Origin of the sequence: Cupriavidus oxalaticus (genome assembly GCF_038900635.1) — a bacterium.
Lineage (GTDB): Bacteria > Pseudomonadota > Gammaproteobacteria > Burkholderiales > Burkholderiaceae > Cupriavidus > Cupriavidus oxalaticus_B.
The window spans coordinates 150,310-164,663 of sequence record NZ_JAYMRX010000012.1; the positions used below are offsets into that span (position 1 = coordinate 150,310).

Below are 14,354 nucleotides of genomic sequence, written 5' to 3' on the forward strand. Positions count from 1 at the left end.
CCGTTGGTCGCCCCGCCCCCGCAACTCCCTGGAGACAAAATGAAGTTGCAGTTGTACGTGCCCGATGGCCGCTATGATCCGTGGATCGAAGGCTTTGCCGAGGCCCTGCCCGAAGCCGAATGCCTGACCTGGGAGGACAGCCGCGGCCAGCCAGCCGACTATGCCGTAGTCTGGCGCCCGCCGGTGGAAATGCTGCGTGGCCGCACCGACCTGAAGGCGGTCTTCAACCTCGGCGCCGGCGTCGACGGCATCCTGCGGCTGCGCGACGAGGCGCCCGATGCGCTGCCCGCCGGCGTGCCGATCGTGCGGCTGGACGATGCCGGCATGGCCGCGCAGATGGCAGAGTACGTCACCTACGCGGTGCTGCGCTATTTCCGCAAGCTCGACGCTTATGAGGCGCAGGAGCGCGCCGGCCACTGGAAATTCCTCAAGCCGCATCGCCGCGCCGACTTCACCATTGGCGTGATGGGCGTGGGCACGCTCGGCACGCATATCGCGCGCACGCTGGCCGGCTTCGGCTTCCCGGTGCGCGGCTGGAGCCGCACCGCGCGCGTGATCGAAGGCGTCAGCGGGTTTTATGGCGATGCGGGCCAGGCACCGTTCCTGAATGGCCTGCGCGTGCTGGTCAATGTGCTGCCGCTGACACCGCAGACCGAGAACATCCTGAATGCCGGCCTGTTCGCGCGGCTGGCGCAGGGCGCCTATGTGATCAACGTGGCGCGCGGCCAGCACCTGGTCGAGGAAGACCTGGTGGCCGCGGTGCAGTCGGGCCAGATTGCGGGCGCTACGCTGGACGTGTTCCGCACCGAGCCGCTGCCGGCGGAGCATCCGTTCTGGCAGGAGCCGCGCATCACGGTGACGCCGCATATCTCGGCGCTGACGCTGCGCGAGGACAGCATCGCCCAGATCGCCGGCAAGATCCGCGCGCTGCGCGCGGGCCAGCCCATCGCCGGCGTGGTCGACCTGCAGCGCGGGTACTGAGCGCCACGGCACTCCACAACGCATAACAGACAGGAGACGGCCATGACCATCCCGAACTACGTGAAGATCGTCGAAGTCGGCCCGCGCGACGGCCTGCAGAATGAAAAGGCGATGGTGCCGACCGAAGTCAAGATCACGCTGGTCAATCAGTTGACCGACGCCGGCTTCGTCAATATCGAGGCCGCCTCGTTCGTCTCGCCGAAGTGGGTGCCGCAGATGGCCGACGGCGCGGATGTGATGGCCCGCATCCAGCGCCGGCCCGGCACGCTGTATTCGGTGCTGACGCCGAACATGAAAGGCTTCGAAGGCGCCGTCGCCGCCGGCGCCGACGAGGTGGTGATCTTCGGCGCCGCCAGCGAGGCGTTCTCGCAGAAGAACATCAACTGCTCGATCGCCGAATCGATCCAGCGCTTCGAGCCGGTCGCCGCCGCCGCGAAAGAGAAGGGCGTGCGCCTGCGCGGCAGCATCTCGTGCGCGCTGGGCTGTCCCTACCAGGGCGAGGTCCCGGTCAGCGCCGTGGTCGACGTGGTGCGCCGCATGCGCGAGCTGGGCTGCGACGAGATCGATATCGCCGACACCATCGGCGTGGGCACGCCGGTGCGCGTGCAGGAAGTGATGCGGGCGGCTTCCGCCGAGTTCGCGCTGGACCGGCTCTCCGGCCATTTCCACGATACCTACGGCCAGGCGCTGTCCAATATCCTGGCCAGCCTGGAAGTGGGCATCTCGATCTTCCACGCCTCGGTCGCCGGGCTGGGCGGCTGCCCGTATGCCAAGGGCGCGACCGGCAACGTGGCCACCGAAGACGTGTTGTACATGCTGCACGGCATGGGCATCCATACCGGTATCGACCTGGAAGCGGTGGTGCGCACCGGCGACTACATCTCGCAGGCGATCGGCCGCGCCAACAGCTCGCGCGTGGGCCGGGCGCTGCTGACCAAATGGGCCGCCGCCAGCGATGCGGCGCCGGCCTGCGCTTGAGCTCGAAAAACAAGGAGAACGCATGACGGCAAGTAGCGAAGCGCTGCCCGAATCCGCGCAGCGCGTGGCGGACCTGCTGGCCGGGCTCGGCCACGACCGCCCGGTGGTGATGCTGCCCGCCACCGGCAAGACCTCCGCCGAAGCCGCGGCGGGGCTCGGCTGCAGCGTGGCGGAGATCGCCAAGTCCATCATCTTCCGCCGCGTTGAGGACAATGCGCCGGTGCTGGTGATCGCCAGCGGCAGCAACCGCGTCGACGAGGCCAAGGTGGCCGCGCGCGTGGGTGCGCTGGGCAAGGCCGATGCGCGCTTCGTGCGCGAGAAGACCGGCTATGCCATCGGCGGCGTCTGCCCGATCGGCCATGCGGTCGCGCCGGTGATGCTGCTCGACCAGGACCTGTTCCGCTACGACAGCCTGTGGGCTGCCGCCGGCCATCCGCATGCGGTGTTCAACCTGACGCCGCAGCAACTGCAGCAGATGACCGGCGCGGAGATTGCCGACGTGGCCGCCGGAGTGCCGGCATGAGCGCCGGGCAGCCATCGGGGCTGCGGCCAGGGCTTGCTTTCAGCTGGCAATACACGGTGCCGCCCAAGGCCACCGTGCCGCGCCTTTACGACGATATCCCCGGTTGCCCGGAGATGCCCGACGTGCTTGCCACCGGCTACATGGTCGGCATCATGGAATGCGCCTGCCTGCAGATGCTGCGCGAGCACCTGGACTGGCCGCGCGAGCAGTCGCTCGGCACGCTGGTCAGCTTCTCGCACCTGGCGCCGACGCCGCCCGGCATGACGGTGACGGTCAAGGGCCAGCTGGTCGAGGTCGACGGCCGCCGCCTGCGCTTCGAACTGAGCGCCTGGGACGGCGAGGACAAGATTTCCGAGGGCGTGCACGAGCGCCACCTGATCGACGCGGGCCGCTTCAACGAAAAGGTGGCGGCCAAGGCGGCGCGCCAGCTGAAGCATGCCTGAAGCGCGCGCGCCAGCCACGCTTGCGGCATTGGCCGCGGAGCTCGCGGCACAGGCCGCCCGGCTGGCAACGCCGGTGCCCTCGCCGTGCCGCAACGTCTGCCGCATGGACGCGGCCAGTGGCTACTGCGAGGGCTGCCTGCGCACTATCGAAGAAATCGCCGGCTGGTCGTCGGCCAGCGACGAAGACAAGCGCCGCATCTGGGCGCAACTGCCTGGGCGCGCCGCCTGGCTGGCGGGCGAGGAGACACCCCCTTGAGCGAACCATCGATGCCCAAGTTGCCCGAGACCATGCGCGTGTTCGAGCGCGGCTGGCTGTCGGCCAACAACATCCTGTTCGTCGATGGCGACGATACCGCGCTGGTCGACACCGGCTACGTCACGCACGCGCCGCAGACCGTCGCGCTGGTCGCGTCCGCGCTGCGGGACCGGCCACTGGCGCGCATCCTCAACACCCACCTGCACTCCGATCATTGCGGCGGCAACGCCGCGCTGCAGGCGCGCTGGCAGCCGCGCACCGCGATTCCGGCAGCCGAAGCCGCGGCGGTGGCCGCGTGGGATACCGAGGCGCTCACTTATCGTGCCACCGGACAGCAGTGCGACCGCTTCGGCTTCGACAGCGTGCTGCACGATGGCGATGCGGTGACGCTGGGCGGCATCGACTGGCAGGTCGTGGCCGCGCCAGGCCATGATCCGCATGCGGTGATGCTGTTCGCACCGGGGCCGCGCATCCTGATTTCCGGCGATGCGTTGTGGGAGAACGGCTTCGGCGTGATCTTTCCCGAGCTGGATGGCGAGAGCGGCTTTACCGAGCAGGCGGCGGTGCTGGCGCGCATCGCGGAACTCGATGCGCGGCTGGTGATTCCCGGCCACGGACGCATGTTCACCGACGTCGATGCCGCCGTCGAGCGCGCCATCGCGCGGCTGCGTCACCTGAGCGCCGATCCCGCGCGCAATGCCAGCCATGGGGTCAAGGTGCTGGTGAAGTTCAAGCTGCTGGAGCAGCAGCGCATGAAGCAGGGGGCGCTGGCGCAGTGGATGGCGCAGGCGCCGTTGATGGTGCGGATACGCGACCGGTTCATGCCGGGGCAGGAGATGGCGGAGATTTCCGCGCAGACGGTGCGGGCGCTGGCGGGCGCCGGGGCGCTGGCGGTGGAGGGTGAGTGGGTGGTGAATAAGGATTGAGGCCTTCACTACCCTGCCGGTTTGCTCCCCTCTCCCGCGTGCGGGAGAGGGGCAGGGGGTGAGGGCAGGCCCTCGCATACCACTAGCTAAACTTCGTCGACATGCCCGGCCCTCACCCCAACCCTCTCCCGCAAGCGGGAGAGGGAGCACCCAATTGGCGGGCGCAGGCCAGCCTTAGAAAGACGTCCTGAACCCCACCTTCACACTCCTGCCCGCCAGCGGCGCGATATCCCGCAGCATCGACGTCGCATTGCGCGCATCCTGGTTGGTCAGGTTATCCCCGCGCAGGTACACCAGCGTCTGCGTCCCGGCCACCTTGAACTTGTAGGTCAGCGCCAGGCTCAGCAGCGTATAGGCATCGGTGGGCGTGTCGTTGCTCGGCACGCGCGTCTGCTTGGCCGCGTACGTGACATCCACGCGCGCGCCCCACGGACCCGCGCCATACACCAGCGCGCCGCCCAGCCGCAGCGGTGCCAGCCGCGGCAGCGGCTCGCCGGTGTCGCGGTTCTCGCCACGCACGTAGTCGGCGCGGGCCTCGAAATCGAGCGTGTCGCTGCTGGTCAGCATCTTCTGCAGCAAGCGCGTCTTGCCTTCGGCCTCGAAGCCATACAGCGTGGCGGGCACGCCCAGGTACTGGAATTCAGGCAGCGAATCCGGGCTGCCCGGGGCGACCACGTCGCCCGCCTCGTCGCGCGCGCGGCCCGTGGCAGACAGCGCCAGGTAGTTGGCAAAGCGGCTGTAGTAGCCCGACACGCTCGCGCTGTGCGCGCCCGACTTGAAGCGCACGCCCAGGTCGATCGAGGTGGCGCGCTCCTTGTTTGCGTTGGGGTCGCCCAGCTCCCACGAGCCGGTGGCCACGTGCGGGCCGTTGGCGTACAGCTCGTAGAAGGTCGGCGCGCGCTCCGTGTACGACAGGTTGCTGGTCAGCGACCACGCCGGGTTGACCTTGTACAGCAGGCCGGCCGAAGCGCTGGTCGCGTTGAAGCTGCGGTTGGCGTCGGCAAAGCGGTCGTTGCCGTTGGCGCTGGCCTTGATGCTGCTGTGGTCGAGCCGGCCGCCGAAGTTCAGCTTGAGGTCGCCCGACGCGGTCAGCGGCAGCTCTTCGAACAGGAACAGCGCGGCGTTGTCGGTATTGGTGCTCGGCACGAACGCTTCCTCGCCCAGCGCGGAGAAGTCGGTATGGCCGAACTGCGTGCCGATCACGCCCGTCATGTTGCCGATCCTGGCGTGCTTGGCCTCGAAGCGCGCGTCCCAGCCACGGTTCTTGAAGATCGTGCCGGTCTCTCCGGCCTCGATCTCCTTGTGCTCGTAGTCGGTGTAGCTGAACTTGCCCTTGACCGATTCGAACCAGCCGCCGGTGCTGCCGGCCAGGTTGCGCGCCTCGCCTTCCAGCGCGAAGCGGTCTTGCCTCATCTTCAGCCGCACGTCGTCCTCGGCGGGCGTGCCGTAGTCATTGCGGTAGGCGCTGTAGTTGGCGCCGACAAAGCCATCGGCCCAGGTGTAGGAGCCGCCCAGCGAGCCGCCCTGCTGGTCGGCGCTGGTGTTGGGCAGGCGGCCGTAGGCCTCGCTTTCTCCCTCGGGCAGCGGCTCGGCGGCGCGCAGGCGGTCGCTGCGGGCGTAGCCGGGAATGCGCAGGTCGCTGGTCTTGCGCGCGAAAGCGTCGGCATGGACCGCGAACTGGCCGTTGCCGGCCTCGATCAGCGCGCTGGCATTGCGGGCCTGGTCGCCGCCGATGGTGCCGCTGGAATCCACGGCGCCGCCGACGCCTTCGATCGGCTCCTTGGGGATGCGGTTGTCGATCACGTTGACGACGCCGCCGATGGCATTGCCGCCGTACATCAGCGCCGCCGGGCCGCGCACCACCTCGATGCGCTCGGCCACCAGCGGATCCAGTGCCACCGCATGGTCATAGGACAGGGTCGAGGCGTCGACGGTGCTGCCGCCGTTCTGCAGCACCTTGATGCGGTCGCCATCCAGGCCGCGTATCACCGGGCGGCTGGCATTGGGCCCGAAATACGTCGACGACACGCCGGGCATCTTGTCGAGCGTCTCGCCCAGCGTGCTGGCCTGGCGCACGGCCAGCGCGTCGCCGCCCAGCGTCGAGACCGGCGCGACCATGTCGTTCAGTTCGCTGCCGAGCGGGTTGGCGGTGACGACGACTTCACGCAGCGTGCCGGTGGCGGTGGCGGTCACGGTGGCAGGGGCGGGCTCGGCAGTGGCCGCAGGCGTGGCGGTCTGCGCGTGCGCCGGCGCCGCGAGGGCAGCGAGCGAGGCAGTCAGGGAGGCGGCAATGGCCGCAAGCGGGGTCAGGCGGGGGGCGCTGTTTTTCGGGCAGTTCTGTTTGGACATGGCGCGCGTAACGAAGCAGTGGCAATCAGCCCCGGGCTGGGCACGGCTGCATGCGCGGGCAGGGCGCGTGCCGTCCCATATGGGACGGCCGCACCAGGCGGGCGGCAGGCGTTCAGCTCAGGAAAATTCGAAAGCCGGGCACGCGGCGATGGCCGCGTCCCGGATCAGGCGAGGGCGATGGCCGGCGCCGGTGGCGCGCGCGAATGGAAGGGGTGGGCGGCGGGGAGATCGGGCCAGCGCCAGGCGAGGTTGGCCGGCTTGACCGGCTTGCCGAAGGCGAGGCGCGGCAGCGGCAGCTTGCCGCACAGCGTGTCGGCCACCGTGGCGCCGTCGAACAGCACGCAGGAGTGGCCGCTGAATTTCTGCGCCAGTGGGTGCGAATCGGAATCGGCGTCGGTGCTGCCGTCGGCGTCAGCCAAGATGGCAGACGCGGCTGTGCTGGTCGCCGTCAGCCCGCCGTGCACGATGCGGTGGGTCAGCCCGGCATGCTGCGCCAGCAGCAGGCATAGCGCCAGCCACAGCGCGAGCCACAAGCCCGGACCGTGAGCGCGCAGGCGGGCGAACCAGTCAGTGCGCATGGGGATGGTGCGGCGCGCCGCAGCCGCAATCGTCGCCATGGTCATGATCGTGATCATGGCCATGGTCGTGGTTGTGTTCGTGGTCCTCGTCCAGCTCGTCGACCCACGTCGGGAACGGATCCGTGTAGTCCGCCCACGCCTGCGTGCCCGCCGCCATCTCGGCATCGTCCAGCAGGCAGGCATCGAGCCGCGCCGCCAGCGCAGCGCAGTCCAGGTCCACGCCGATCAGCACCAGTTCCTGGCGGCGGTCGCCAAACGGTGCCGGCGCGCCGTCGACCTGCATGTCGGCCTCGATCCCGGCACGGTCCGCGTCATCGGTCGGCCATTCGGCCGGGTCCAGCGCAGACCACCAGGCGCCGGCGCCGCCGTGGCGGCACACGCCGCCGGACTGGTTCCAGTCGCCGGCGGTATCCATGCGGCCGGCCAGCCAGAACAGGCCCTTGGAGCGCAGCACGTTGCCGTGTTCGCGCAGCCATTCGGTATGGATCAGGTCGGCAAAGCGCTGCGGATGGAACGGGCGGCGGCGCCGGTACACCAGCGTCGACACGCCGCTGTCCGGCTCCGGCGCCATGCCCCGCAGGGCGGCCAGCCAGCCGGGAGCATCCGCGGCGGCGGCGAAGTCGAAGCGGCCGGTGCCGGACACCCGCTGCGGCGGCACGTTGCCGAAACTGGCCTCGACGATCCCGGCGCGCGGGTTCAGCGCATGCAGCACCGCGCGCAGCCGCGCCAGTTCATCGGCACTGGCGAGGTCGGTCTTGTTCAGCACGATGACGTCGCAGAACTCGACCTGCGCGGCCAGCACTTCCGCGACCGTGCGGTCGTCTTCCGGCCCCTGCGCCAGCCCGCGGTCGGCCAGGAAATCGGCTTCGTTGAGGTCGGCGAGGAAGATGGCCGCGTCGACCACTGTCACCAGCGTGTCGGGCTGCAGCGCGGCATCGGGACCGGCGCCGTGCTCGGCCTCGAACAGGAAACCCTCCGCGATCGCGAGCGGGTCGTCCCGGCCATCGGCCTCGACCAGCAGCGCATCGAAGCGCCCTTGCGCGGCCAGCCGCGCGGCTTCGGCCATCAGCGTGCCGGCATCCGGCAGCACGGTGGCCTCGCAGCCGGGGGGCAGCGGCGCCAGCGTCTGGCCATCCTGCTCGCCGCAGACCAGCACGGCCACGCGCCCGCCGGCGCCTTGCGCAAGCAGGTGGTTCAGCAGCGTGGTCTTGCCGGCGCCGGTAAAGCCGGACAGCACGGTGACGGGCAGGCGATCAGCCATGGCAGGAAAGCGGAAAGGTGGCGAACCGGCGGCAAACCGGCGGCCCAGGCAGGGGCCGCAGACAGGCACGCAGCCGGTTGTTGCAACAAAGTTGCGAATTTACCAGAAAGCCCCGGCCGGCGACAGCGGGACGATTCTCACCATGGTAGGCCGTGGCCGCGCCACGACAAGTGCAGCGGCGCCAAGCGCGCGGCCACCAATGCAAACGGCCCGGACAAACCGGGCCGTCGTATCGGAGCTGCGCCAGCCTGGCTGGCGCGCCCAGGTGCCGGGCTTCAGTCCCCGAACAGCTTCTGGCGCAGTTCGCGGCGCTGCTGCGCTTCCAGCGACAGCGTCGCGGTAGGCCGGGCCAGCAGGCGCGGAACGCCGATCGGCTCGCCGGTTTCCTCGCACCAGCCGTAGTCGCCGGATTCGATGCGCTGCAGCGACTGCTCGACCTTCTTCAGCAGCTTGCGCTCGCGGTCGCGCGTGCGCAGTTCCAGCGCATGCTCTTCCTCGATGGTGGCGCGGTCGGCCGGATCCGGCACGATGACCGTTTCGCGCAGGTGTTCCGTGGTCTGGTCAGCGTTCTTCAGGATTTCGTCACGCAGCTGCTCAAGGCGATTCTTGAAGAAAGCGAGCTGCGCTTCGTTCATGTAATCCTTGTCGCTCATCTTCAGGATTTCAGCTTCAGTCAGAAGTTTGTTGCTGCTCATGGTTGCTGCTGATTCTCTTGTTGAGGCGGCCGGCGGCGTCTGGGTCCGCTCGGATTCGCTGTCCGTGCGCTTGCGCGCCACGGTCGTTTCACTCTGGCTGGCTGCAGTCTTGCTGCTTCGCGGGCCTCCCTTCGTTGCGCCCGCTTCGGCGTTCGCCGTACTGCCGCGGGGAGCGGGCGCGGCCTTCACAGGCTGCGCCTTGAGCGTCTCTGCCGCGGCACTACCTGTCTTGCTGCGGCTTTCTTTCGTCTTCGTTGCGGCTGTCATGGGACACCTCTCTCTCGCGTCAGTCAGTGACGGCGCGTGCCGAGGTACCCCAAGCGGAAAGGCGGTCTCCGCACGAAGCACTGCGACCGCACCTGCCCGGCGGCCTGCCTCATGCTGACGACAAATCCGCCGCCCTGCCAGATCCCGGCAGCGGAAAAAAGGTGCGCCACCGGTGTCAAATCCGGCCTATTGTACTTGAACAAATTTTTCCGAGATACGGGGGAAAGCCAGCCGGCACTTCGGTATTTCCCCGGTACCCCGAACGGGGGTGGCCGTGAGGCGGTGTCCGAAGGCAGGGCCGCGCGTGCGGCGGCCCGTGCACTCAGGCCAGGCAGTTCTCCAGGCCCTTGAGGATGGCGTCCCGCGGCAGGTCGACGCCGATGAATACCATCTTGGTGCCCGGCGTCTCGTCATCCCACTTGGCGCCGATATCGCTGCCCATCAACTGGTGGACGCCCTGGAACACGACTTTCCGGTCCACGCCCTCCATATATAGTACGCCCTTGTAGCGCAGCAGTTTTTCGCCGTACACCGCCAGAATCCCCGACAGGAATTCCTCCAGCTTGCCGTAGTGGAAGGGCTTGTCGCTGCGGAAGACGAACGACGCGATGCGGTCGGTATGGTGGTGGTGATGGTGGTGGTCGTGCCCGTGGCCATGGTGGTGGCCGTGGTCGTGGTCATGGCCGCAGTCGGTGCCGCAATGCTCGCCGTGCTCGTGGTCATGATCGTGGTCGTGGTCGTGACCATGCTCGTCGGCGCGCAGGAATTCAGGGTCGAGCTCCAGCTTCTCGTTCAGGTTGAAGCCGCGCAGGTCGAAGATGGTCTCGATCGGCGTCTCGCCGAAATTGGCGGTGCGGATCGGCGCGCGCGGGTTCATGTGCAGCAGGCGGTGGCGCAGATCGGCCACGTCGTCCTTGCCGACCAGGTCGGACTTGGTGATGAAGATGGCATCGGCAAAGCCCACCTGGCGCTGCGCCTCTTCCTGCTTGTCCAGCTGCAGGTGCGCGTGCTTGGCATCGACCAGAGTGATCACCGCGTCGAGCAGGTAGCGCGACGCGATTTCCTCGTCCATGAAGAAGGTCTGCGCCACCGGGCCGGGGTTGGCCACGCCGGTGGTCTCGATCACCACGCGGTCGAAGTCGATCTCGCCGGCGTCGCGGCGCGTCAGCAGCCCGGACAGCGCCTGCACCAGGTCGCCGCGGATGGTGCAGCAGATGCAGCCATTGCTCATCTGCACGATCTGCTCGCGGCCGTCCTGCACCAGGATCTCGTTGTCGATGTTTTCCTCGCCGAACTCATTCTCGATCACGGCGATCTTCATGCCGTGCCGCTCGTTCAGGATGCGCTTGAGCAGGGTGGTCTTGCCGCTGCCGAGGAAGCCGGTCAGGATCGTGACCGGGGTCAGTTTGGACATTGCTTGTTCTCCGGGAAATTTTGGGACCGGTCAGTGCGCCGCGGGCGTACGCTTGCCGCACTCGGCGCAGACGCCGTTCACGGTCAGTTCGACATGTTCGATGGCAAAGCCGCTGGGCACGCGCGGCGCGGCCGGCGGGGCCGGGTTGCTGGCGTCGTCCAGGCAGAAAGTGCGGTCGCAGCGGGTGCAGTGGAAATGGCTGTGCTGGCGGTGTTCCTGCGCGCGCGCGGCCTCGTGCTCGACCAGGGTGAAGCGGAACACGCGGTCGTTGCCGGCCCGCTTCTGCGCCACGCCTTGCTCTACCAGCCAGTCGAGCACGCGGTACACGGTGACGCGGTCGATGGTCTCGCCCTGCTCGGGCAGGCGGTCGATCACGGCCTGGTGGGTCAGCGCTTCGTCGCTGCCGATCAGGCAGGCCAGGATGCACAGCCGCGGCTGCGTCACGCGCGCGCCCAGCTGGCGCAGGCGCTCGTGGGCGGCTTCGAGTATGGCGGGCGCCGGTCCAGGGGCCGGGCCGTCCGGGCTAATGCGGGTCATGGGCTGATTTAACCATAGGCCCACGGTTGATGCAATTCAGTTGCAACGGTCCATGGATGCGCCTGGCAGTCACTGGCGGCGCCGATGGCGGGGTTTGCGCCTATGATCGACAAGCGACCCAGAAGCGGAGACAAGCCATGCTGAACGACGCCAGCGCGCTGCTGTTCCCAAATTTCGAGCCTTTCCGGCACCGCATCGGCGAGATCGAGATCGCCGGCGTGCAGGGCGGCTCGGGCCCGCCGCTGCTGCTGTTGCACGGCCATCCGCAAAGCCACCTGATCTGGCACCGGGTGGCGCCAACGCTGGCCGACCACTTCACCGTGATCGCCACGGACCTGCGCGGCTATGGCAGCAGTTCGGCGCCGCCGGGCAACGCCGGGCATGAGCGCTACAGCAAGCGCGCCATGGCGCAGGACCAGGTCGAGCTGATGGCGAAGTTCGGCTTCACGCGCTTTGCGCTGTGCGGCCACGACCGCGGCGCGCGCGTGGCCCACCGGCTCTGCGCCGACCATCCCGACAGTGTGAGCCGCGCCATGCTGCTCGACATCGCGCCCACGCTGGCCATGTACGAGCGCACCAGCATGGCCTTTGCAGCGGCCTACTGGCACTGGTTCTTCCTGATCCAGCCCGCGCCGTTCCCCGAGACGCTGATCAACGCCGAGCCCGAGTTCTACCTGCAGAAGCTGGTCGGCCTGCGCCATGCCGGCCCGAGCCCGTTCGCTCCGGACGCGATGGCCGCCTATGTGGCGGCCATGCGCGACCCGGCGCGGGTGCACGCCATGTGCGAGGACTACCGCGCCGCCGCCACCATCGACCTGGAGCACGATCGCGCCGACCGCGAGGCCGGGCGCCGGCTGGCGCTGCCGCTGCGCGTGCTGTGGGGCGAGCACGGCGTGGTGGCGCGCTGCTTCGAGCCGCTCGGGCTCTGGCAGGAGGTGGCCGCCGACGTCAGCGGCAAGGCCCTGCCGTGCGGGCACTACCTCCCGGAAGAAGCCCCCGAACCGCTACTTGAGGAAATGCTCGGTTTTTTCCGTTGAGCAGCGCCACCTGTCGCAAAGGCGCGCCTTTGTGGCCAATCCCTGCCTCTTTTCCGGATTTCCCGCCATATGCCGCGGATTGCAGGCGGGTTAGCCCCTATACCTGCGCATTGTCTGGAGTTGCTAACATCATCCCCCGCCCTTGCGGTTTACGGCAGGGGACAGCGGCGCCAGCCGGTCATGGTCCAAGCGCGGCTAATGAGACCGCGCCAGAGCGCCCCCGCATGAGCAGGGGCCAGGCCGACGGCAATGCATTGCATGACGGGTATTGAAGGAACCAGGAGAAGAGAGCATGAAACGAGTGGCAAAGACGATCGCGGCCGCGCTGGCAGTCAGCGCGATGGGCATGGCGGCAGGCGCGTACGCGCAGGAATTCCCGGGCGGCAAGCCCATTTCGGCCGTGGTGCCGTTCTCGGCGGGCGGCCCGACCGACAAGGTCTCGCGCGAGCTGACCGCGATTATGTCCAAGCACCTGGGCTCGACCATCGTGATCGAGAACCTGGGCGGCGCCGGTGGCACCATCGGTGCCAAGAAGGTGGCCCAGGCCAAGAACGACGGCCACACCGTGCTGATCCACCATATCGGCATGGCCACGGCCCCGGCGCTGTACCGCAACCTGGGCTTCGATCCGCTGAAGGACTTCGAGATGGTCGGTGAAATCGCCGACGTGCCGATGATCCTGGTCGGCAACAAGCAGCTGCCGCCGAACAGCTTCAAGGAGCTGCTGCCGTACATCAAGGCCAACGCCGCCAAGCTGTCGCTGGCCAATGCCGGCATCGGCTCGGCCTCGCACCTGTGCGGCCTGCTGTTCCAGAGCGCGATCCAGACCGAGCTGACCACCGTGCCGTACAAGGGCGCGGCGCCGGCGCTGACGGACATCCTGGGCGGCCAGGTCAACCTGCTGTGCGACCAGACCACCAACCTGGCTGGCCACCTGAAGGCCAATTCGGTCAAGCCGTACGCGGCCATGCAGGCGAAACGCGTGGAAGCGTTCAAGGACGTTCCGACGGCAGCCGAGCAGGGCATGCCGAACGTGGAGGTGAAGGTCTGGCACGCCATGTACGCGCCGAAGGGCACGCCCAAGCCGGTGATCGACAAGCTGTCGGCTGCACTGCAGAAGGCCGTGGCCGACCCGGCCTTCCGCGCCAAGATGGCCGAGCTGGGCGCCGAAGCGGTGCCGGCACAGCGCGCCACGCCGGAATCGCTGCGCAACTACCTGAGCGCCGAAATCAACAAGTGGACCCCGGTGATCAAGAAGGCCGGCGTGTATGCCGACTGAGCGGACTTAGCGGACTTAGCGGACTTAGCGGACTTAGCGGACCGCCAGGGCGCATCGCCTGAAGTGATGCGCCGGCGCCATCGAAGGGCCATGCGGCAACGCATGGCCTTTTTTGCTATTGGGGGGCGGCGCGCGAGGCGCTGCGGCAGGGCGGCGCCCGGCATCCTATATTGGTCAGACGCCCGCGCGGCGCGCCGCCTGTGTGGCCCGGCGCACGAAAGGGCTTGAAACCGGCCGGGGGCGTCGCCAACTACGGTCGTGACATATTCACGGAAGCCACCATGGAACAGTATCACGGCACTACCATCGTCAGCGTCCGCCGCGGCAACCAGGTCGCACTTGGCGGTGATGGTCAGGTCACTCTCGGCAATATCGTGATGAAGGGCACCGCACGCAAGGTGCGCCGCATCTACAACGGCAAGGTGCTGGTCGGGTTTGCCGGCAGCACGGCCGATGCTTTCTCGCTGCTCGACCGCTTCGAAGCCAAGCTGGAGAAGTATCAGGGCAACCTCACCCGCGCCGCGGTCGACCTGGCCAAGGACTGGCGCTCGGACCGCGCGCTGCGCCGCCTGGAAGCCATGCTGATCACCGCCGACCGCGACACCACGCTGGTCATCACCGGCAACGGCGACGTGCTCGACCCCGAGGGCGGCATTGCCGCGATCGGCTCGGGCGGCGCGTATGCGCAGTCGGCCGCGAAGGCGCTGATAGAGAACACCGAGCTGCCGCCGAAGGACGTGGTCGAGAAAGCGCTGACCATCGCCGGCGAGCTCTGCATCTACACCAATACCAACTTCGTCATCGAGACGCTGGAATAAGCGAAGGCGGCA

Annotated in this window: 15 protein-coding genes; 9 read left to right on the forward strand and 6 right to left on the reverse strand. The window is 68.3% G+C overall.

Features of this window, described 5'->3' with window-relative positions; all coding sequences use genetic code 11:
* The first annotated feature begins 39 nt into the window (after positions 1-39).
* The 6 genes from VSR71_RS19870 to VSR71_RS19895 are packed head-to-tail and all read left to right on the forward strand — an operon-like array spanning position 40 to position 4,107.
* Positions 40-981 carry a glyoxylate/hydroxypyruvate reductase A gene (locus VSR71_RS19870; protein WP_342915556.1) on the forward strand — a complete coding sequence of 314 codons (942 nt, stop codon included), beginning with the start codon at positions 40-42 and terminating at the stop codon, positions 979-981.
* Between the two features lie 42 nt (positions 982-1,023).
* A complete protein-coding gene (locus VSR71_RS19875) occupies positions 1,024-1,959 on the forward strand; it encodes a hydroxymethylglutaryl-CoA lyase (RefSeq protein WP_342915557.1) in 936 nt (311 codons plus the stop codon).
* Between the two features lie 22 nt (positions 1,960-1,981).
* Positions 1,982-2,482, forward strand: coding sequence for a YbaK/EbsC family protein (locus tag VSR71_RS19880; RefSeq protein WP_342915558.1), 501 nt, complete (start codon positions 1,982-1,984; stop codon positions 2,480-2,482).
* Positions 2,479-2,925, forward strand: a complete 447-nt coding sequence (locus tag VSR71_RS19885; protein ID WP_342915559.1) for a thioesterase family protein — start codon at positions 2,479-2,481, stop codon at positions 2,923-2,925. The genes VSR71_RS19880 and VSR71_RS19885 overlap by 4 nt, the downstream gene beginning before the upstream one ends.
* Positions 2,918-3,181: a DUF1289 domain-containing protein gene (locus tag VSR71_RS19890; protein ID WP_342915560.1), complete on the forward strand. Its 264-nt coding sequence runs from the start codon at positions 2,918-2,920 to the stop codon at positions 3,179-3,181. The genes VSR71_RS19885 and VSR71_RS19890 overlap by 8 nt, the downstream gene beginning before the upstream one ends.
* An 11-nt stretch (positions 3,182-3,192) precedes the next feature.
* Complete coding sequence (locus tag VSR71_RS19895) at positions 3,193-4,107, forward strand: MBL fold metallo-hydrolase (protein ID WP_428979437.1); 915 nt, start codon at positions 3,193-3,195, stop codon at positions 4,105-4,107.
* A 174-nt stretch (positions 4,108-4,281) separates the two neighbouring features.
* Here VSR71_RS19895 and VSR71_RS19900 read toward each other — a convergent pair whose 3' ends face one another.
* From VSR71_RS19900 to VSR71_RS19925, 6 genes are all read right to left on the reverse strand, one after another.
* On the reverse strand, positions 4,282-6,456 hold the full coding sequence (locus tag VSR71_RS19900; RefSeq protein WP_342915562.1) for a TonB-dependent receptor: 2,175 nt from the start codon (positions 6,454-6,456) through the stop codon (positions 4,282-4,284).
* A gap of 164 nt (positions 6,457-6,620) precedes the next feature.
* Positions 6,621-7,091, reverse strand: a complete 471-nt coding sequence (locus VSR71_RS19905) for a hypothetical protein (RefSeq protein WP_428979434.1) — start codon at positions 7,089-7,091, stop codon at positions 6,621-6,623.
* Positions 7,024-8,295 carry a GTP-binding protein gene (locus VSR71_RS19910; RefSeq protein ID WP_342915563.1) on the reverse strand — a complete coding sequence of 424 codons (1,272 nt, stop codon included), beginning with the start codon at positions 8,293-8,295 and terminating at the stop codon, positions 7,024-7,026. Before VSR71_RS19910 ends, VSR71_RS19905 begins: the two co-directional genes overlap by 68 nt.
* A gap of 275 nt (positions 8,296-8,570) precedes the next feature.
* The gene (dksA, locus tag VSR71_RS35320) at positions 8,571-9,257 is read right to left on the reverse strand and encodes an RNA polymerase-binding protein DksA (protein ID WP_239477827.1); all 687 of its coding nucleotides are present in this window, start codon (positions 9,255-9,257) and stop codon (positions 8,571-8,573) included.
* Positions 9,258-9,579: 322 nt separating this feature from the next.
* A complete protein-coding gene (locus VSR71_RS19920) occupies positions 9,580-10,671 on the reverse strand; it encodes a GTP-binding protein (RefSeq protein WP_342915564.1) in 1,092 nt (363 codons plus the stop codon).
* 30 nt (positions 10,672-10,701) lie between these two features.
* Entirely contained in the window at positions 10,702-11,208 is a 507-nt protein-coding gene (locus VSR71_RS19925) for a Fur family transcriptional regulator (protein WP_342915565.1), read from the reverse strand.
* Between the two features lie 137 nt (positions 11,209-11,345).
* On the opposite strand from VSR71_RS19925, the gene VSR71_RS19930 reads away from it, so the two are divergent.
* From VSR71_RS19930 to hslV, 3 genes are all read left to right on the forward strand, one after another.
* Positions 11,346-12,245: an alpha/beta hydrolase gene (locus tag VSR71_RS19930; RefSeq protein ID WP_342915566.1), complete on the forward strand. Its 900-nt coding sequence runs from the start codon at positions 11,346-11,348 to the stop codon at positions 12,243-12,245.
* A 292-nt stretch (positions 12,246-12,537) separates the two neighbouring features.
* Positions 12,538-13,524 carry a tripartite tricarboxylate transporter substrate-binding protein gene (locus VSR71_RS19935; RefSeq protein WP_342915567.1) on the forward strand — a complete coding sequence of 329 codons (987 nt, stop codon included), beginning with the start codon at positions 12,538-12,540 and terminating at the stop codon, positions 13,522-13,524.
* A 281-nt stretch (positions 13,525-13,805) separates the two neighbouring features.
* Positions 13,806-14,342: an ATP-dependent protease subunit HslV gene (gene hslV / locus VSR71_RS19940; protein ID WP_342915568.1), complete on the forward strand. Its 537-nt coding sequence runs from the start codon at positions 13,806-13,808 to the stop codon at positions 14,340-14,342.
* Positions 14,343-14,354 lie beyond the last annotated feature (12 nt).